20 protein-coding genes are annotated in these 18,321 nt (G+C 60.2%); 11 read left to right on the forward strand and 9 right to left on the reverse strand.

Annotated elements, in window-relative coordinates; genetic code table 11:
- Positions 1-419 precede the first annotated feature (419 nt).
- Positions 420-1,100 (forward strand): J domain-containing protein, encoded by a 681-nt coding sequence (locus HHL24_RS06045; RefSeq protein WP_169484595.1) that lies wholly within the window; start codon positions 420-422, stop codon positions 1,098-1,100.
- Between the two features lie 428 nt (positions 1,101-1,528).
- On the forward strand, positions 1,529-2,050 hold the full coding sequence (locus tag HHL24_RS06050; RefSeq protein ID WP_169484596.1) for an arsenate reductase/protein-tyrosine-phosphatase family protein: 522 nt from the start codon (positions 1,529-1,531) through the stop codon (positions 2,048-2,050).
- A 55-nt stretch (positions 2,051-2,105) separates the two neighbouring features.
- On the opposite strand, the gene HHL24_RS06055 is transcribed toward HHL24_RS06050, so the two are convergent.
- The 3 genes from HHL24_RS06055 to HHL24_RS06065 form a co-directional block, all read right to left on the reverse strand.
- Entirely contained in the window at positions 2,106-2,384 is a 279-nt protein-coding gene (locus tag HHL24_RS06055) for a hypothetical protein (protein ID WP_169484597.1), read from the reverse strand.
- Positions 2,385-2,448: 64 nt separating this feature from the next.
- Entirely contained in the window at positions 2,449-3,003 is a 555-nt protein-coding gene (locus HHL24_RS06060; protein ID WP_169484598.1) for a fasciclin domain-containing protein, read from the reverse strand.
- 227 nt (positions 3,004-3,230) lie between these two features.
- Positions 3,231-3,557: an H-NS histone family protein gene (locus HHL24_RS06065; protein ID WP_169484599.1), complete on the reverse strand. Its 327-nt coding sequence runs from the start codon at positions 3,555-3,557 to the stop codon at positions 3,231-3,233.
- Between the two features lie 767 nt (positions 3,558-4,324).
- Here HHL24_RS06065 and HHL24_RS06070 point away from each other — a divergent pair.
- Together HHL24_RS06070 and HHL24_RS06075 are read left to right on the forward strand one after the other, a co-directional pair.
- The gene (locus HHL24_RS06070; protein ID WP_169484600.1) at positions 4,325-4,633 is read left to right on the forward strand and encodes a hypothetical protein; all 309 of its coding nucleotides are present in this window, start codon (positions 4,325-4,327) and stop codon (positions 4,631-4,633) included.
- Between the two features lie 302 nt (positions 4,634-4,935).
- Positions 4,936-6,183, forward strand: a complete 1,248-nt coding sequence (locus tag HHL24_RS06075; protein WP_169484601.1) for an MFS transporter — start codon at positions 4,936-4,938, stop codon at positions 6,181-6,183.
- Positions 6,184-6,403: 220 nt separating this feature from the next.
- Here HHL24_RS06075 and HHL24_RS06080 read toward each other — a convergent pair whose 3' ends face one another.
- Positions 6,404-6,925, reverse strand: coding sequence for a hypothetical protein (locus HHL24_RS06080; protein WP_169484708.1), 522 nt, complete (start codon positions 6,923-6,925; stop codon positions 6,404-6,406).
- 227 nt (positions 6,926-7,152) lie between these two features.
- Here HHL24_RS06080 and HHL24_RS06085 point away from each other — a divergent pair, with 227 nt between their 5' ends.
- Positions 7,153-7,863 (forward strand): lysophospholipid acyltransferase family protein, encoded by a 711-nt coding sequence (locus HHL24_RS06085; protein WP_169484602.1) that lies wholly within the window; start codon positions 7,153-7,155, stop codon positions 7,861-7,863.
- A gap of 231 nt (positions 7,864-8,094) precedes the next feature.
- On the opposite strand, the gene HHL24_RS43590 is transcribed toward HHL24_RS06085, so the two are convergent.
- From HHL24_RS43590 to HHL24_RS06105, 4 genes are all read right to left on the reverse strand, one after another.
- Entirely contained in the window at positions 8,095-8,493 is a 399-nt protein-coding gene (locus tag HHL24_RS43590) for a hypothetical protein (RefSeq protein WP_206002733.1), read from the reverse strand.
- Positions 8,490-8,864 (reverse strand): phage holin family protein, encoded by a 375-nt coding sequence (locus HHL24_RS06095; RefSeq protein WP_169484603.1) that lies wholly within the window; start codon positions 8,862-8,864, stop codon positions 8,490-8,492. The genes HHL24_RS43590 and HHL24_RS06095 overlap by 4 nt, the downstream gene beginning before the upstream one ends.
- A 103-nt stretch (positions 8,865-8,967) precedes the next feature.
- Positions 8,968-9,264, reverse strand: a complete 297-nt coding sequence (locus tag HHL24_RS06100; protein WP_169484604.1) for a CsbD family protein — start codon at positions 9,262-9,264, stop codon at positions 8,968-8,970.
- A 157-nt stretch (positions 9,265-9,421) separates the two neighbouring features.
- Positions 9,422-11,131 carry a hybrid sensor histidine kinase/response regulator gene (locus HHL24_RS06105; RefSeq protein WP_169484605.1) on the reverse strand — a complete coding sequence of 570 codons (1,710 nt, stop codon included), beginning with the start codon at positions 11,129-11,131 and terminating at the stop codon, positions 9,422-9,424.
- A gap of 434 nt (positions 11,132-11,565) precedes the next feature.
- On the opposite strand from HHL24_RS06105, the gene HHL24_RS06110 reads away from it, so the two are divergent.
- From HHL24_RS06110 to HHL24_RS06125, 4 genes are all read left to right on the forward strand, one after another.
- Positions 11,566-12,318, forward strand: coding sequence for an SDR family NAD(P)-dependent oxidoreductase (locus HHL24_RS06110; protein WP_169484606.1), 753 nt, complete (start codon positions 11,566-11,568; stop codon positions 12,316-12,318).
- A gap of 126 nt (positions 12,319-12,444) precedes the next feature.
- The gene (locus HHL24_RS06115; protein ID WP_169484607.1) at positions 12,445-13,773 is read left to right on the forward strand and encodes an MFS transporter; all 1,329 of its coding nucleotides are present in this window, start codon (positions 12,445-12,447) and stop codon (positions 13,771-13,773) included.
- A 48-nt stretch (positions 13,774-13,821) separates the two neighbouring features.
- Positions 13,822-15,000, forward strand: coding sequence for an L-rhamnonate dehydratase (rhmD, locus tag HHL24_RS06120; protein ID WP_169484608.1), 1,179 nt, complete (start codon positions 13,822-13,824; stop codon positions 14,998-15,000).
- Between the two features lie 75 nt (positions 15,001-15,075).
- Complete coding sequence (locus HHL24_RS06125; protein WP_169484609.1) at positions 15,076-15,858, forward strand: SDR family NAD(P)-dependent oxidoreductase; 783 nt, start codon at positions 15,076-15,078, stop codon at positions 15,856-15,858.
- A 29-nt stretch (positions 15,859-15,887) separates the two neighbouring features.
- Here the strand turns inward: HHL24_RS06125 and HHL24_RS06130 are convergent, their stop codons facing one another.
- The gene (locus HHL24_RS06130) at positions 15,888-16,886 is read right to left on the reverse strand and encodes a LysR family transcriptional regulator (RefSeq protein ID WP_169484610.1); all 999 of its coding nucleotides are present in this window, start codon (positions 16,884-16,886) and stop codon (positions 15,888-15,890) included.
- Between the two features lie 137 nt (positions 16,887-17,023).
- Here HHL24_RS06130 and rhaM point away from each other — a divergent pair, with 137 nt between their 5' ends.
- Together rhaM and HHL24_RS06140 are read left to right on the forward strand one after the other, a co-directional pair.
- Positions 17,024-17,347 carry an L-rhamnose mutarotase gene (rhaM, locus tag HHL24_RS06135; protein WP_169484611.1) on the forward strand — a complete coding sequence of 108 codons (324 nt, stop codon included), beginning with the start codon at positions 17,024-17,026 and terminating at the stop codon, positions 17,345-17,347.
- A gap of 41 nt (positions 17,348-17,388) precedes the next feature.
- Complete coding sequence (locus HHL24_RS06140) at positions 17,389-18,282, forward strand: amidohydrolase family protein (protein ID WP_169484612.1); 894 nt, start codon at positions 17,389-17,391, stop codon at positions 18,280-18,282.
- Positions 18,283-18,321 lie beyond the last annotated feature (39 nt).

Raw genomic sequence — 18,321 nt, forward strand, 5'->3', positions numbered from 1 at the left:
GGGGCTGCGCGCAGATGAACCGGGGCGAACCGGACTTTGAAGTGTCATCTTAATGACCGCCGCGACCCGGGCGAAGCGACTTTTTGTTCTAACGATATAACCGCGCGGGGTTATTGGCGGTCCGGTGGGTTGCCTGGCGGGCTTCGAAGCAGATGCGCTGCCCGGTGCAATGCAGTTGCAGCCGCGCCGGATAAGCATATGGCGAACCATTGTTTGGGGGCGCGATAACGCACGGCTATGATCGAGTCGTCTCCTCCATGACATCTCCTTGACATGGGATTTGGCCTCGCTACGCCAGTGGCGAGGCCTTTTTTTCGTCTGGCCTTTCAGTGGCGTAAGCGCTGGCCGCTTCACGATAAAGCCGGTTTTCGCATGCTACGATGGTCCGCGAAGCAATTCCCGGCGAGGTCGAGCAAGCAATGACAACTCTATATGACACGCTCGGTGTGCCCATGCACGCCACGGACGAAGAAATCAAGCGGGCCTACCGCAAGGCCGCGATGAAATGGCATCCGGATCGCAACAGCGGTGCCGAAGAAGTGGCGCGCGCCACCTTCCAGGAAATCAAGGACGCATACGCGATCCTCTCCGACGCCGCGCAGCGCAAGGTGTACGACGCGGTCTATACCGAACAGATGCGCGGCTGGGAAGCGCAGCGTGCGCGCCAGCAAAAGGCCCAAGCCGAACGCGAGGCGGCGGCGCGCGCTGCGGACGAAGCGGCTTACGCCGAAATGGTGTCGCTCGCTATGCGTTTCGCTGACGAAGGTCACAATCGCGATGTGCTGTTCGGCGTGCTGCTAGGACGTCGATGCGAAGCGCGGCGGGCGGCGCAGATCGCCGACAGTGTGTCGGCCTTGCAGGCGTCGCGGCGCGAGGCGGAGAAGGCGGAGGCTGCTGCGGAGGCGGCTGCAAAAGCGGCGGACGTCCCTGACGTGTCAGCCGAGGCCGAGGCGACTGCCGTGAACGCCGACGCCGCCAATCGTGGCGCGCCGGCTAATCACGGCAACCAGAGCAAGCGCGAAGAAAGTGCAAGCGATGCCCACCCGGCCGGCGCACTGGGGGGACTCTGGTTTCAGTTCCTGAACGGTTTGCGGTTTTGAATAGACGATTTGGCCGGTAGACCCGAGACGTAGACCGAATTGATATGGGGAGCGGCCTTCAGTGGGTGGATATCCGCTTCCAGAATCAAACATGCGTCCGCGACCTGTGTCGTCCGAACGCCGAAATGAAGCGCGGCGGCATTAAAGGGGTATTGACGCGGTACTAAAGCGATTATTCACGCGGCACCCAGGCGCCACCCATGCGCCACTGAAGCCGCGTGGTCGGCGCGCGGCTGACAGTAGAATGAAAGATTCGACTTCGCGCTGCTTCACTTCGCCGCAAATGCAATGCGCGATGCCCGTGGATTGCCCGCCCTGGTGAAAATTCTCGTGGCGCAACAAATTAAGTCATCGTAGTGTCACGGGGGCGCAAGACCAGGCTGGCAAAATGACACAAAGAGCTAAAAAAACAAGGGTACGGGGTGAGCGTGACCAGAAAATACAAGGTGCTGTTTCTCTGTCGCGAGAATTCAGCACGCAGCATCATCGCCGAAGCTTTACTGCGCGAACTGGCTGGACACCGGTTCGACGCATTCAGCGCGGGCCCGGAGCCGGCCCCGCGGGTTCATCCCATTGCGATCGCGCAATTGCGGCCGGGTATATCGGACCTCGGGGTGCTCAGCCCAAAAAGCTGGCTGGAATTCACCGGCGAATGGGCGCCGCGGATGGACCTCGTCATCGCCATGGACGAATGCGTCGCCGGGCATCATGCGCCGCTCTTTCCCGGAGAGCCGTCGTCGTTTAGCTGGATCTTTGCCGATCCGCTCACGGACGGCATAGCCGAGCCGGAGCAAGTCCGTTTGTTTGAAAAGGTGTTCTGGCAAATCGTGCGGCAGGTCAGCACGTTTATCGAATTGCCGCAGTATGCGGCGGCACCGGCTTGCACCCGCGACGCATCGTGCGCATCAATGAGCGGCTCAACGAGCCCCGTCATACAGTGCGGCGTGTGAGCGGCCCCGGCGCGTCAACCGGCTGAGCGACGCCTGACGCGCAATGGGGGGCGATTCACTGCTCGGTTTTCGGGGGATTCATTGCGTCGCTGGACGACATCGAGTGCATGTCGGTGCTGCCCGAATCCATCATTTTTGACGGGTTTCCGGGCCACATTGCCATCGGGCTCGTGGCCGGGTCGCCGTGATACGTGAGGCCTGCTGTCGCGGCGCTGTGCGCATTGCCGCCACCCGTGCCACCCTGACCGTTGCCGCCACCTTGTGCGAACGCCCCACCACAAGCCATTGAAAGAACGGCGCTAGCGAGCATGATTTTAAGCGTGGAATTGCGCATGATATTTCTCCTTGCGAACTCATCAGGCATTAGGGTCCATTAGGTCCATTAGGGTCGCTGCCCATCACTTCGGCATCAGCACTTTGTCGACCACCATGATGACGCCGTTGCTTTGGTAGACGTCATAGGTGGAGATGTCCGCGGTGTGGCCCGCTGCGTCGGCGACGACGATATTGCGCGGCCCGTTTTCCGTGAAGGTGAGCAGCTCGCCGTTGACCGTCTTGATAGACGCCTTGCCGCCGCCAGCCTTGATCGCCATATCCAGCTTGCTGAAGTCGTAACGGCCGGGAAGCACGTGATAGGTGAGAATACTGGTGAGCGTTGCCTTGTTTTCAGGCTTGACGAGCGTGTCGACCGTGCCGGCCGGCAATGCCGCAAACGCTTCGTTGGTTGGCGCGAAAACGGTGAACGGGCCCGAACCCTTGAGCGTATCGACGAGACCCGCCGCTTTGACCGCGGCAACGAGCGTAGTGTGATCCGCGGAGTTGACCGCGTTGTCGACGATGTCCTTGCTGGGGTACATCGCCTGTCCGCCTACCACGACGGTTTCACCTGCAGCGAATACGCTGGAGGTGGCAATCGACAAAGCAGCCGCAGCAAAAACCAATTTTCCTTTCATGACCGGCCCCTTAAGATGCAACGCGTTATTGCGTTGCTCTGACCGGATATACGGTGGGCTCAGTCGTCTGGATGCAAACCGTTGGCGCGCAACTGCTCTTCGCCAGCGTAAGTGGCGCGAGCACGCCCGCGTCGACCAACGTGTCGAACCTGTTGTTGCCACCGGAAAAGTAAGGGGTGATGCGTCAGGGTTATGCCTTCACGCTAGCGGTTTAACGATGTGACGGCTTAGCGGTTTTGCGGGCGCGCGAGCGGACTTCCCGCGAACGGGTCGTTTAGCCAATCCACCTGTTTTCTCGGCTGGGGGGCGGGTGCCGGCGTGGCCGATAATTCAAAGTGGTCGATTGATTGACCTGCGCTAATTGCCTGTTTAAGCCATTGGGGCATCTCACCCTGGCCGTCCCAGCTATCTCCTGTTGCGCTGCGGTAGCGCTCAGCCTTTTGCCCCTTCGGTTCGGCGGCTAGCACCGCGGCGAGGTCTTCTGGTTCGATACCAAACTCTTCCATGCGATGGCGGAGATACGCAATCATGCTATCTCGCTTTCTTTCGTCCATAAGATATTCGTCCTTCTAAAGCGTCTGGCGTTCTGCCAGTTACAGATTGCAAGGGGAAGCCACGAAAGCATTGAGCCCATGTGAATGGGGTCCGCCCGCGGTAAGGTGATTGATCGAAGGAAATCCCATTGGCAGCGTCAAAAAACGGTGCCTCATAAATTGCGTTACTACATATACCCGGCGAGGCTGCCTATACGGCGAGCCGCGCCAATCAATGAATACCCAAGCGCTCCGTCGCGCGGCAGGTATGGCTGGTAAGCCTGACGGCCGCTATGGAAAAACCGGTAATGACGATGCACTGATTGCGAATCGCCGGTCTCACGCCCACGCTCCGTCTCTCGCCGGTGCCTCGCGTAGGGCTGATTTTGTGGGTTATTCCAGCATCATAGCGCACTGTGCGGGTAAAGCACGCGCCAGCGTGGCTGATTTTTGTTGTCGTCCGTCCCGGACCGGGCTGCAACCGACGCCGCTGACAGCCCGCACCGCTGGGTTTGAAATCCTGAGTGGCCGACCTATAACGAAACAGCGGAGCAATAATCTGCGTTTCCAGCCTGATGGCGACTGATTCCGGCAAACCATACGTGCACGCCCGACATCGGTCTCAGGTCTGGCAATTATTTACTCGTTTAGTTCGGTGACTCGCCGCAGCAGTCCCGCATAGGCATTCGCCCGTCCGTCAGTTCGATTTGGTGACATGACGTTTTTTCGCGGATCAATTCTTTTTGAAGGAGATGAGAACTGCTGCGCCGGATTCGAGGAGTCTGGACATGAAACTACGTTTATTGATGGCGTTGGCAAGCGCCGCTCTCTTTCTGGCGCCGAATACAGCCGGCGCACAGGGCAACCACCCAGGCGAAGCCGTGTCGGGCCAGGTGTTGATGCAGAACGCGAACGAATCAGCGCAAGACACCACCGACATGTCGTTTGGTGAAACTGGGCGGACCATCATGCCGGCCGCTCAACCGGAGCAGAACGTTTCCTATGGCGGTGTGGCCGCAGGCGCGACGGAAGCGGGAGGCCGACAGGAGCGGCCGTGCTCTTCCGGGCCGCAATGCAGGATCTATTTTGGCCAATAGCAGGCCGGCAGTTCAGGAGGCGGTGGGGGAGCAGCATGCACCGCCTCTAACCATTCGCGCCACGGCACCCTGGTCGGAATACCCACACGCTCAACTGCAATTTTGCGGAGTGGTCAGCGGGCGATTTAATACGATGTTAAGGTGTGTTCTGTTCAGGTTTTCACCCGCTGTCTCTTCCTATCGCAAGCATAAGCAGGCCAATACCGCCTGCTTTTTTATTCATGATTTGCCGTCCGTGAACTAATTAGTCCGGTGCGGCTGCTCCAATCCCACCCGTTGTTTAGTTACTCGCAAACAAACCTATGTTAATGAAAGATAATCTGCCGGCGAGCGCTGCCTCGCCGGTCGATAGCGCCTCGTCGTCTCTGCGCTCGTGGCTCGCTGTCGTGGCCGTTGCAATCGGTGCTTTTGCATTCGTGACCACGGAGTTTTTACCCGTTGGACTGCTGCCGCGTATAGCGGCAGATTTGGGCGTGATGCCGGGCACCGCCGGATTGATGGTCACTGTGCCGGGTGTGATTGCCGCCATCTCCGCGCCCGGTTTGATGCTGGTGGCCGGACGGATGGATCGCCGGCGTGTATTTCTGTTGCTCACGGCCTTGCTGCTGGCGTCGAATCTGATTTCCGCTTTTGCGCCTGATTTTCTCTTCATGCTGCTCGGGCGCGCGCTGCTCGGTGCGGCATTGGGCGGATTCTGGACCTTGGCGACGGCTGCATCGGGGCGCCTCGTGCAGCCAAAGGATTCGGCCAAAGCCATGGCGACGATCCTGACGGGCGTGACTTGTGCGACGGTGATCGGTGTGCCGCTCGGCACATTCATCGCCAGCTTCGCGTCGTGGCGTGCTTCGTTTATGGCAACCGGCGTGCTCGTCGCTATTGCGCTCGTCGCGCAGTTCGTCTTCGTGCCGTCCTTGCCGTCGACCGCCGCATTGCGGCTGCGCGATCTGGTGGCGCTGCTGCGCCGCCCGCATCCGCGTAGAAGCATGTTGATGGTGGCGCTCGTATTCGGCGCGCATTTCTCATCGTACACGTACATCACGCCGTTCCTGCTGCGTAACGCGAATTTCACGATGTCGACGATTACGTGGCTGCTGCTCGGCTTCGGCATTATTGGGTTCTTCTCGAACTTCGCCGTTTCATCGACGGTGACGCGTAACCTGAAAATGTCGGTTGGCGCGATGGTTTCTCTGCTCATGTTCGCGCTGTTAGCGATGCCGTTGTTGCAACATTCGCCGATCGGCGTCGCAGCGCTCGTACTCGCGTGGGGTGTGTCGTTCGGGGCGCTGCCGCTGTGTTTCAGCATCTGGATTCAACGCGCAATGCCGGATTCGCCGGAGGCGGGCTCGGCGCTGTTTGTCAGCATCATTCAGGTTGCCATTGCGCTGGGATCGCTCATTGGTGGCGTTGTGGTCGACCATGTCGGCATTTCCGCGGACTTTCGCTTCGGCAGCGGTTTGGCGCTGCTGGGACTCGCGGCACTCGCGAGTTTCGGGCGGCGCGAGCAGAAGGTGGCAGCGGAGGCGATAGCGTGTCCGGCGTGTATTGACTAGTGGTGGCGCGTCAATCACGCGCGAGCCGGGTGCATGTCTGTCGGCTGACCAGGCAAAGGCTTTGCACCGGGCGATGACGATGCTGACGGTGGAGACTTCGGAGTCGCTCACGTCGCATTTGACGCCCGGCGATTAGACATATCCGAAGCCTCCGCCACTTTCGCAACCGTCAAGCCTGAGTCGGAGATGTTCTCCCTGTATTCGGCACGCGCTGCAAGCGTCACGACTTCGGCTTCGGCTCCGGCCAAGGCCAGCCTCTCTTCTCGTTGCGCACATCTGCCTTCACGGGCGGCACGGCCGCGACCGGCGCCTCGACTGGCCTAGCCTTATCGGTGGCATCGTGCGACGGCTCAGCCAGCGCGTGTTTTTTAACATTCGAAATCCCGGTCCCAAACCACTTCACTTTCTTCTGGACGTGGCTGATATACACGTCCCAGCCGTCAGGGTTACCGTCGAAAAGGTTGTGCTCAACGGTTGACGCCAATGCGTCCCGGTTGAGCTCCGCCTCGAGCAGCGCCCTTGGCCAGAGGGCGAACGCGCTGGCGACGTGTCTGGTGAATTCGGCTACTGTCATTTTTGGCGCCAGCGCCCGGAGAAACTCGAAGTGCTGTAATGAATCCTCTTCCTGGATAAGGTGCGCCACCGATGCGGTCGGCCTGCTTGTCCCGGCTAAACAGTTCAAAGCTTCGAGCACGTCGCCGAGATGAAGCAGAAGTTCTCGCCTGTCAAATCGGTCGTCCATCGCGGTATGTTCGTTCATTGCGTACTTGGTAGGAGGTGGTTGGCGTTCGGTTGAACGTCGGGTTTCGTTGCCACTATTCGGGTGCGTCTTGCCATTCGCGCCTCACTCGCCGACATCGCGGTGCGGCGTTGCCGATTTCGGTCTGGGGGACGAACGCATCGTTCATGGCATAGTCTCACCCGTCAACGGTGAAATGCTCCGCCGCAAACCAATCTGAATAGGCCCCGATGCGCTCGATTTTTACTAAATGGCTGTTCATCGTATACGTTCTCGGTAGCGGGACGCTGTATTCAATGGCCATACTGCTCCTGTTTCCTTTCGTCGGCAGGGCTGGACGATACTGGTTGGCAAAACAATGGTGTCGTGCGCTGGTGGCGGTGATGCGCTGGCTGCCGGGGGTCTCATGTTCGGTAGAAGGGCTTGAACATATTCCTGAAGGGCCAGCGATACTACTGTGCCGTCACGAATCGACCTGGGAAACACTCGCATTTCTTGCACTTTTTCCCCGGCGCATCAGTTTTGTTTTCAAAGAGGAGCTTCTTCGCATTCCCTTTTTTGGATGGGTGCTGCGTGGCCTCGATATGGTTAGCCTGAACCGCGGCTCCGCTCGACAGGCTCATCAGGCGGTGACGCAGGAAAGCGCTGAGAGGCTGGCGAAGGGCGATGTCGTCGTCATTTTCCCGGAGGGGACCCGGGTGCCGCACGATGCTCCGCTGAGGATGACATCGGGAGGCGTTCGATTGGCTTGCGCGACTGGCGTACCTGCTGTTCCTGTGGTTCTCAACGCGGGCAAAGTCTGGCCGGCGAAAGGCTGGCCCAGCGGCCGTGGACAAATTCGTGTGGTTGTCGGCCCCGCATTCTCTCCTTTGGACCTGTCACAGCAGGAACTGAGTCGGGCCGTCCACGAGTGGATGAAAGATGAACTGCTGCGGCTTTGATACGCTTAAAGCAGGATGAATTCCGTGCATGGCTTGGGTGACGGTACGGACGGGGATATCGCCTCGGCAACCTGTCGGCACGGCATATGCTGCGTGAGGTATCTCCGACTCGTGAGGACATCACCATGCGCATAGCGAATCTGTTCGGTCATTCCGGCGGCCTGGCTCATACGCCGACGCCGCCCGAGGTGGATCCGGATCCGCCACCACCGCCTGTTAGCGATCCCGATCCTATTGCGCCAAACGGCTCACCGGATCCGGTTGGCGATCCGCCAGAGGTAATTCCACCGGAGCGGTAATTTCGACGTCACCGGTCGACTGAGTCGTAGTGCTCGTGATCACTTTCCGAACAGTGCCACCTAGCCACGCTGCCATTCCGGAGCGGCTGGCAATGACAATCGTCCGACGAGGTCCGAGCACGATTGCGCCGACGCATAACGCTAGCATCAGCGTGACGCGCGGTGCATCTGCCAGCAACGCGATCAGGTTGGCTGCGGGAGACCACGTCTGCCCATGTACGGCCCGGACCGATGGTGGCGTGCTGTTCGCTGCGAGCAACGCTGCGCGTGATGTGGCCATGCGCTGCAAAATAGCGAGCTCGGCTTCCTTATCGTTCAGTGCCCGGTTCATTTGAGTGCCTCCTTCAAGGTGTCGAGGTCGCTCCGAATCTCTCTCTGCAGAACATGAAGCGATCGTCCTGGCTTCTGGGAGCGCACGATGAGCAGGGAGGCAACGGACACTACCAGCCACATCGCGGCAACGCCCCAAACCACCTGAAGAAAATAAGGCGTCCGCCAGGCCGTTGCGATGATTGCAATGCACACAAACGAAAGTGTGAAAAGGCTAGCGACGGCTAGGGCGACGAGTGCGCTTAACTCGCGGACCAGACATTTCCTGGTCTGCTCAAGTTCGACACCGAAGAGTTCGCCGTAATCGGTCGCTCGCTCGAGGCAGAACCTGCCGACGTTTCTCCACTTCGTGACTTTCGAACGCATGGACATTCCGGGACTCCTCTGGGCTTGCTTGTTGCGGAAATGCCGTGGCGGCCCGGGTGCTTGCCGTCTGCACCTCTTCGGTCTCGTCGAAGGCGAGACGCGAAGAGCCTTACTCCCGATCTCTCCAATCGCGGCGGACGTTGTCGGGCCTGGAGCGAATTACTGTGCGTAACACGCCGAGAACGAAGCCCACGCCGGCGGCAATCGCCAGCGCCGTGAACGGCCGCTCTACCGTAGATTCGCGTACGACCTCTGCAAAGTCGGCATAGAGTTGCTGCGCTTTGCCACTCAATTCCTTCGCCGTTCCGCTAACTTGCGCACTGGCATCGTGCAGCAGATCCCCCGCGGCTTGCTGCACGTCGCCGGCGACTTCCCGTAGCGTTCCTTCCCCTTTCGTCGGTTCCATTGTCTGCTCCTCAAGTACGTGCGATCAGACCGCACGGGAAAATTGCGCCGGCGTGGAGGTCGAGAATCGCGCTTCTTTTGCAAAGCGCCGAATCGCAAGCGGGCGTCGTGTCAAAAGTTGCGCAAGAGTTGGGCCCAACTCTTTAGAGAATCGTGCTTTAGACAATGCCCCGCAACTTGCCGTCGGCGCGATTCGCCAGGATGTACTGAAGCTTATCTAGCGAAAGGGGTTTGGTCAGATGAAAATCGAAACCGGCAGCCAGAGCCCTTGATTTGTCGGATTCGGATGCATAGCCGGTAAGCGCCACGAGCAGGATGTCGTCGAGTCCTCGTTCAAGCCGAACGGTTCGCGCAACCTCAAAGCCATCCATCTCCGGCATGCCGACATCGATAATTGCGACCTCAGGGCGCTTTTCGTACATCAGCCGTATGGCATCGCGCCCGTTGTCCGACGTTGTTACCTCGTGACCCTCAAGCTCGAGCAAAATGCTCAGCGCGCTGAGTGCATCTTGATTGTCGTCAACGAGCAGGAGACGTGCCGGCTCGGGAGACGCAGCGGTCGCGCTCGGAGCGCCCACGTCCGTATCCGCTGTCATCCGGCCTATCGGCAAGCGGAGTGTCACAACCGTGCCTTTGCCCGAGCCTTCACTTTTGATGGAGATGGTTCCATAGTGAAGCTCGACCATCCGCTTTGCCACAGCGAGCCCTATTCCCAAGCCTCCTTCGGAGCGCGCCTGGTCGCGGGCAGACTGCGCGAATAGCTCGAAGACGTGCGGCTGGACCGCGCTATCGATGCCCATGCCATTGTCAGTGACGTCAATAACAATCAGCCCGGGCGCTCCTTCGCGCGAGTTGTTTGGCTCGACGCGGACGTTGAGCTCGATGGTGCCTCCGGCAGGTGTGTATTTCGCCGCGTTCGAAAGGAGGTTGCCCAGCACCTGGCTCAAGCGGACATGGTCGGCACGCACGGGGATGGGCTCGTCCAGCCCAGTGATTTTGAGTGTGTGCCTGCGGGATACGACGTGATGTCTGATGGCTGTTACGGCATCAAACGCAATGTCGCTGAGTAACGTGTCGCTGTGCTTGATAGCGAGCTTGCCATATTTCAGACGGGCGGCGTCGAGCAGGTCATCGACCAGCGTGCGCAAATGCCTCATCTGGCGTTGCGCGATAGTCAGCACTTCGACGGCTCTTTCGTCCTCGGTACAAAGCCTTTTTGCTGCGCTTATGGCGCCATCGATCGGCGTCATTGGATTTCGCAGCTCGTGACTAAGCATGGCGATGAATTCGTTGTGCCGTCGGTCGCTTTCTTCACCGCTGTCGCGTGCATTGACAATTGTCAGGCCGGAACCCGCGAAAACGGCGAGATTCGAGAGCAGTCTGACGTCTTCGAGGTCGAATCTGCAATCCTCTGTATGCGACATGACCCAGATGGCCCCAAGCTCTCCGTTATCAGCCGGAATTGGAACGACAATGCCTTCAGGCACATTGACGCCGGGAAACTGGAGGGTAGGGAACTGGATCTGCGGGTTGATGAAAAGTTGCGGGGCCCCCGACTCAAGTGTCACTCCGCACGGACACTCGTCCCAAGTGGTTGTTTTGCCGCGCAGGTCGGCGCAAAGTCCAGCCGCTGCGAACCATCGAAAGACCCGATCGTCGTCGGGTCCTTCGACAAGACTGATTCCAGCGCTACCAGCATGGCAAAGTGACAGAGCCGTATCCGCGATGGCCTGGAGGAATTCGGAGCGTGGGCCGGGCTGAACTCGCGCGAGTGCCACAAGCGCTCGGTTCTCGGCCGCATAATCCGCGGCACGAACAGGCCTGCCAGCGAGCTCATCAATTTGACTGGGCGCGCGATTGCTTTCCATGGCTGATAGAGCGGCTGGAGAAATAGAGAAAGTTCGAAAGTTGGGATGCCGGGATGCTGCTAGCTCGACAGACGGGCGCCAGAGCGGCGTTCTTCACAACGGCGAATTTCACATTACGGGAGAGGCGGCGCAACGTCAATGAGGGTTCGTACCTGCTTGCCTGCTGGCAAACGCGGGCTCGGGCCACAAAGGGCAGCGACTTGAAATTGCTTTCAGCCTCGCGACCGCGATCAGATGCTGGTCGTGCCTGGTGAATGCCAGCCCTCAAGGCCCCACGCCCGCCGATCCACTTTTGTTATCGCCCTCTCCAATACACGGATTGTTAGTGCATCGCACCGCTCGTATATTTGCTGAACGAAAGCAGAGACGGCACGAACAGCAGAAATACAACAATTGAAAGGCAAGCCGCCTAGGTCTGCCACAGGAGCACAGCGATGAATCGAATCGATCTGGAGGGGCGTGTTGTCGCCATTACCGGCGGCGCGCGCGGCATTGGCTACGCAGTGGCTCAACGGGCGCTGAACTCGGGCGCGTCAGTCGCGCTATGGGACATCGACGGCGAGCGCCTCGCGCGCAGCGAGCGCGAGCTCAGCGAACTGGGCAAGGTAACGGCCGTCACGGTCGAACTCACCGAGGAAGCCTCAGTTGTCCAAGCGGTGGCACAAACGGTCGCGGCCCATGGCGCGATTGACGTGCTGATCAACTGCGCGGGCATCACCGGCGGCAACGGCACGACCTGGGAGCTCGACCCCGAGGTCTGGCGCCGCGTGATCGACGTGAATCTGATCGGCCCGTATCTCACCTGCCGCGCGGTCGTGCCGCAAATGCTCAAGCAGGGCTACGGCCGGATCGTCAATATCGCGTCGGTGGCCGGCAAAGAGGGCAACCCGAACGCCTCGCATTACAGCGCCTCCAAAGCCGGGCTCATCGGCTTGACCAAATCTCTCGGCAAAGAGCTTGCGACGAAGAACATTCTCGTCAATGCGGTCACACCCGCAGCGGCCAAAACGGAGATCTTCGATTCGATGTCGCAGCAGCATATCGACTACATGCTCTCGAAGATTCCAATGAACCGGTTCCTGTTGCCGGAAGAAGCGGCGTCGCTGATTCTCTGGCTCTCTTCCGAAGACTGCGCGTTCAGCACCGGCTCGGTATTCGACCTGTCAGGCGGTCGCGCCACTTACTGAGTCGTCACCGCACGACCTAAGCAGTAGCAGTAGCAGTAGCAGCAGCGGTAGCAGTAGCAGTAGCCGTAGCAGTGCAAAAGGTAAAAAACGCAGAGCGCGACCCGCATGCTCTGCGAAGGAGACGACATGAATCCGCATTCGCCCGCTTCGCTGGAGGCGATCAACAGCAAGGTCATGCGCCGGCTGCTGCCGTTTCTGTTGCTGATGTATGTGCTGGCGTTTCTCGATCGCGCCAATATCGGCTTCGCGCAGAAGGCGTTGCAGCACGATACGGGTTTGTCCAATGCGGCCTTCGCCTTCGGCGCGGGCGTATTCTTCATCGGTTATGCATTGTTCGAAGTGCCGAGCAATCTTCTGCTGCATAAGGTCGGCGCGCGTGTGTGGATGTGCCGGATCATGGTGACGTGGGGGCTCGTCTCGGCGGCGATGTGTCTTGCGCATTCGCCAACGGCTTTCTACTCGCTGCGTTTTCTGCTGGGTGTTGCCGAAGCAGGTTTCTTCCCCGGCGTGATCTATTACCTGACCCACTGGTTTCCGCAAGCGGCGCGAGCGCGCGCGGTAGGCGTGTTTTATTTCGGTGCGCCGCTGGCGTTCATCTTCGGCAGTCCGTTGTCGGGTTCCTTGCTCGAACTGCATGGCGCAATGGGTTTGGCCGGCTGGCAGTGGCTGTTTCTGATCGAGGGGACGTTGGCCTCATTGGTCGGCGTATGGGCGTTCTGGTATCTCGACAACCGCCCTGAAGACGCGCGTTGGCTCGACGCGCAAGAGCGCAGCACCTTGCGCAGCGCGCTCGACGACGATGCGCGTGCCGCCTCTGCTCATGGACCGCGTCATATTCTCGCCGCGCTGGTGGACCGCCGCGTGTTGCTGCTGTCGGCGATCTATCTGCTGATTCAGATGAGTGTCTACGGCGTGATCTTCTATCTGCCGCAGCAGGTGGCGGCTTTGCTCGGCACAACGGTTGGCTTGCGCGTGGGCCTCGTCGCCGCGCTGCCGTGGCTGTGTGCGTTGGCCGTGACGTGGTACGTTCCGCGCCGTGCGGACCGCACGGGTGGACACCGGCGCTGGGCGGTCGCGCTGCTGGTGCTCGCAGGTCTCGGCATCGGCGCCTCGGGGCTGGCGCATAACCCCTCGATCGGTTTGATCGCGCTGTGCTGCGCGGCCAGTGGTTTCATCGCGGCACAACCGCTGTTCTGGACGTTTCCGACGCGCTATCTCACGGGTGCGGCGGCGGCGGGCGGGATCGCGCTGATCAATTCGCTCGGCAGCCTGGGTGGATTTATTGCGCCGAGTCTGCGCACCGCTGCGGAACGGGCCTTTTCGTCGACCTCGGCAGGGCTGATCGCATTGGGCGTGTCGAGTCTGCTGGCGGCGCTCATGATCGGCACGCTGCTGCGTCGTGACGGCGCACATTCAAGCTGGTCTTTCCAACACCTACTGCACCGCGCCCGCTAGGCGCATTTTCGGCTGCACGTTCGACGCACCAACAACGGAGCCCTTTTCATGGCCATGCCTACTATCCGGCACGTGCGTGCCTTCATCGTCCGCGGCGGCGGTGCGGACTATCACGACCAACCTGACGGACACTGGATCGACGACCATATTTCCACGCCGATGGCGCGTTATCCGGAGTATCGCCAGAGCCGCCAGTCGTTCGGTATCAATGTGCTCGGCACGCTGGTAGTGGAGATCGAAGCGAGCGACGGCACGGTCGGTTTCGCGGTGACGACGGGTGGTGAGATCGGCGCATTTATCGTTGAAAAACATCTCGCGCGCTTTCTCGAAGGCCAACTCGTCACCGACATCGAGAAGATGTGGGATCAGATGTATTTCTCGACGCTGTACTACGGCCGCAAAGGCGTGGTGCTGAACACGATCTCGGGCGTCGATCTCGCGTTGTGGGATTTGCTCGCGAAAGTCCGCAAGGAGCCGGTGTACCAACTATTGGGCGGCCCGGTGCGCGACGAACTCGTGTTTTACGCGACCGGTGCGCGTCCGGACCTCGCGAAGGAGATGGGTTTCATCGGCGGCAAATTGCCTTTGCAGCATGGTCCCGCGGAAGGTGAGGCGGGTCTCAGGAAGAATCTGGAGAAGCTCGCCGAGATGCGTAGCCGTGTCGGCGACGATTTCTGGCTGATGTACGACTGCTGGATGAGCCTCGACGTACCGTATGCAACACGGCTCGCGCAGGCGGCGCACGAATACGGTTTGAAATGGATCGAAGAGTGCCTGCCGCCGGACGACTACTGGGGTTACGCCGAACTGCGGCGCAACGTGCCGCGCGGCATGATGGTGTCGACCGGCGAGCACGAAGCGACGCGTTGGGGGTTTCGCATGCTGCTGGAGATGCAGTGCTGCGATCTGATTCAGCCGGATGTGGGCTGGTGCGGCGGCATTACCGAACTCATCAAGATCTCCGCGCTCGCCGATGCCCACAATGTGATGGTGGTGCCGCACGGTTCGTCGGTGTATAGCTATCACTTTGTCGTCACGCGGCATAACTCGCCATTTGCCGAGTTTCTGATGATGGCGCCCAAAGCGGATGAAGTGGTGCCGATGTTTACGCCACTGCTGCTCGATGAACCTGTGCCCGTGAATGGACGGATGAAAGTGCCGGACACGCCGGGTTTCGGTGTGCGGCTTAATCCGGAATGCGCGCTGGAGCGGCCTTATCCGCGTTGAATGCGTATTGGAGGCGGGTTGGGCTCGCTTTCAAGCCGCAAGACATCGTATTGATCCAGCCAACAGGAGAATGATGTGTTGCTCAAGGACAAGGTCGTGATCGTCACCGGTGGTTCGCGTGGCATCGGCCGCGCGATAGCGGTTGCGTGCGCAACCGAAGGCGCGGATGTGGCGATCAACTACTGGGGCGATAACGACGCATCTTATGGGCGCCGTTCGGCCGTCGCGGAAGTGGTCGGCGAAATCGAAGCGTTGGGGCGGCGCGTGATCGCGATCGAAGGCAACGTCGCTGCGCGCGAAACCGGTCAGGAACTCGTTCGCCAGACCGTCGAGGCGTTCGGCAAAGTCGACGTGCTCGCGAGCAATGCCGGCATCTGCCCGTTCCACGCCTTTCTCGACATGCCGCCCGACGTATTGGAAACGACGGTGGCAGTCAATCTGAACGGCGCGTTCTACGTCACGCAGGCTGCCGCGCAGCAGATGAAAGCGCAGGGCACGGGTGGCGCGATCGTGGCGACGAGTTCGATCAGCGCCCTGGTAGGCGGCGGCATGCAAACGCACTACACGCCGACCAAAGCGGGCGTGCATTCGCTGATGCAGTCATGCGCGGTGGCGTTGGGGCCATACGGCATTCGCTGCAATTCGGTGATGCCCGGCACGATCGCGACCGACCTGAACGCGGAAGATCTCGCCGACGAAGCGAAAAAAGCCTACTTCGAAAAGCGCATTCCGCTGGGCAGACTGGGCCGCCCGGAAGATGTTGCCGATTGCGTGGTATTCCTTGCCTCCGACCGCGCGCGTTATGTAACAGGCGCCGCGCTGCTGGTGGACGGCGGCCTGTTCGTCAACCTGCAGTAATGCGCGATGGCGGCGTCACGATGGTGACATTAACTAACCGGTGCGGATACGATCACGGGCGTGGTCGCTGCGGAGGCGGAATCGTCGCGCGCGAGCTTATGCGAGAAACCGCGCAGCAAATCGATAAAGCGCAGCGCCGGAGCGGCGAGGGCTTCTTCCTTGCGCGTGAGAATGCCGAACCCGGAGAGGCTCTTGCCGATTTCGAGCGGCAGCGCGACCAGCAGCTTGCCGCGCACATGATCGCGCACGACCGACTCGGGCAGCATGGCCACGGCGTCGTAGTTCTCAAGCAATTGCAGGGTCGCGAAGATCGACGCGCATTCGGTCAGATTGACTGGCGTCGCAAGGCCCGCACGCGCGAGTTCCTCTTCGAACAGCACGCGCGCCGGACTGGTAACGGGTTGCGCCACCCACGGCCAGTCGATCAGCTCCTGCAACGTGATGCGCGAGCGTTGCGCCAGCGGATGCACAGCACGCACCACCAGCAACAAAGTTTCGCGGGCGAGCGGCTCGAAACTGAAATCGTTGTGTTGCAACGGACTGGTCAGGCGCCCCAGCGCCAGATCGACTTCGCGGCGATGCAGCAATTGCACGACCTGGTCGCTGGTTTCGCCAAGAATGCGCACGTTCAGCAGAGGGCTTTCGGTTTTCAGGGCGGCGACCGCCATGGCCAGCAGATCGGGCGCGGCGCCCATGATGGCGCCGACGGTCAACTGTCCATGCCCGCCGCGGCGTTTGACGTCGAGGTCTTCGGCAAAACGGGTCAACTCGGCGAGTGCCCGTCGCGCATACGCCAGCGTGACCACACCGAGCGGCGTGGGCGTCATGCCGCGTGCGTTGCGTTCGAACAGCAGGAAGCCGAACGCTTCCTCGATGTCGCCGAGCATGCGGCTCGCGCTGGGTTGCGCGACGTTGATCGCCTCGGCGGCTTGATGGAGATTGCGCGCGTCGTCGAGTGCGACGAGCAGTGCGAGGTGCTTGAACTTGAGCCGATTGACGAGTGCGATGGCAGCTGAGTGTTGGCTCATGGTTCCGGTGCGATTCGATTTGTGGATCGCCCAATCCCAACAACGGATTGAGATGCTATCGACGCAGGAATTATAGTCGTATTAGACGCTTACGCTTCTCTGGGAAAGCGCCCGGATACGACGGGAGACAGGCCGCAATGGAAACAATCGCTTTCCGGATGGTGCTCAACCCCGGCATGCGCGAGGAATACGAACGACGTCACGCGCAGATCTGGCCCGAACTGGTTGATGCATTGCACAACGCCGGCGTGCGTGACTATCGGATCTTCTTCGACGCAGGCTCGGACCATCTTTTCGCCATTCTGACGCGCACTACAAATCACACCATGAATGCGCTGCCGCAACTCGAGGTGATGCGCAAATGGTGGGATTACATGGCCGACATCATGCAGACGGCCCCTGACCATACGCCGCTTCAGCAACCGCTCGAGCCGGTCTTTCATCTGAATTCACTTAGCTGACGTTGCTGACTGTGCTTGGCCTATTGGGCGGAGGGTGTCGCATGCAGGTTGTCGATTCGCATATCCATTTGTGGGATCTGAAGACGCATCGTTATCCGTGGCTGGAAAACCCCGGCGTGTCGTTTGTGGGTGACGCACGCGACCTGAAGCACGACTATCTGCTCGACGATTTGCTCGGCGAGGCGGGCGATATTGAGGTGCTGAAACTGGTGCACGTGGAAGCGAATCACGACCCCGCCGACCCGGTCGAGGAAACCCGCTGGTTGCAATCCATTGCGGATCGTCCGGCGTCGCGCGGCATGCCGAATGCGATTGTCGCCGCCGTCGATCTGTCCGCGGCGAACGCACCGGAACTGCTCGAGGCGCACGCGTCGTTCGCCAACACGCGTGGCATCAGGCAGATCCTGAACGTACACGAGAACAAGTTGTTCGATTACGTGGGCCGTCATTTCATGCGCGAGCCGCAGTGGCGCGCCCATTTTGCGCTGCTGCGCCGTTACGACATGTCGTTCGATCTGCAACTGTATCCGTCGCAGATGGAAGCGGCGGCTGAGTTGGCGCGCGCGCATGGCGATACGGTTCTTATCATCAACCATGCGGGCATGTTCGTAGACCGCAGCAGTGTCGCCGGTTATCGCGCATGGCGTGACGGAATGCGACTGCTCGCGGGTTGCCGGAATGTCGCGGTGAAGATCAGCGGACTCGCCATGTTCGATCATCAGTGGACCGTGGAAAGCCTGCGGCCTTATGTGCTCGAAACGATCGATACGTTCGGCGTCGAGCGCGCGATGTTCGCGTCGAATTTTCCGGTCGATCGGTTGTTCGGCTCTTACGCGGATTTGTGGCACGCGTACGCGTCGATCGTCGACGGCGCGAGCGTTGCTGAAAAAGAAGCGCTGTTTTGCCGTAACGCGGAGCGTTTTTATCGTATCTGATGTACCTGCCGCGTCTGACGCATTCCCGAAGTCGAAAAG

The sequence above is a fragment of the Paraburkholderia polaris genome (assembly GCF_012927345.1).
In the GTDB taxonomy this organism is placed as follows: Bacteria; Pseudomonadota; Gammaproteobacteria; order Burkholderiales; family Burkholderiaceae; genus Paraburkholderia; species Paraburkholderia polaris.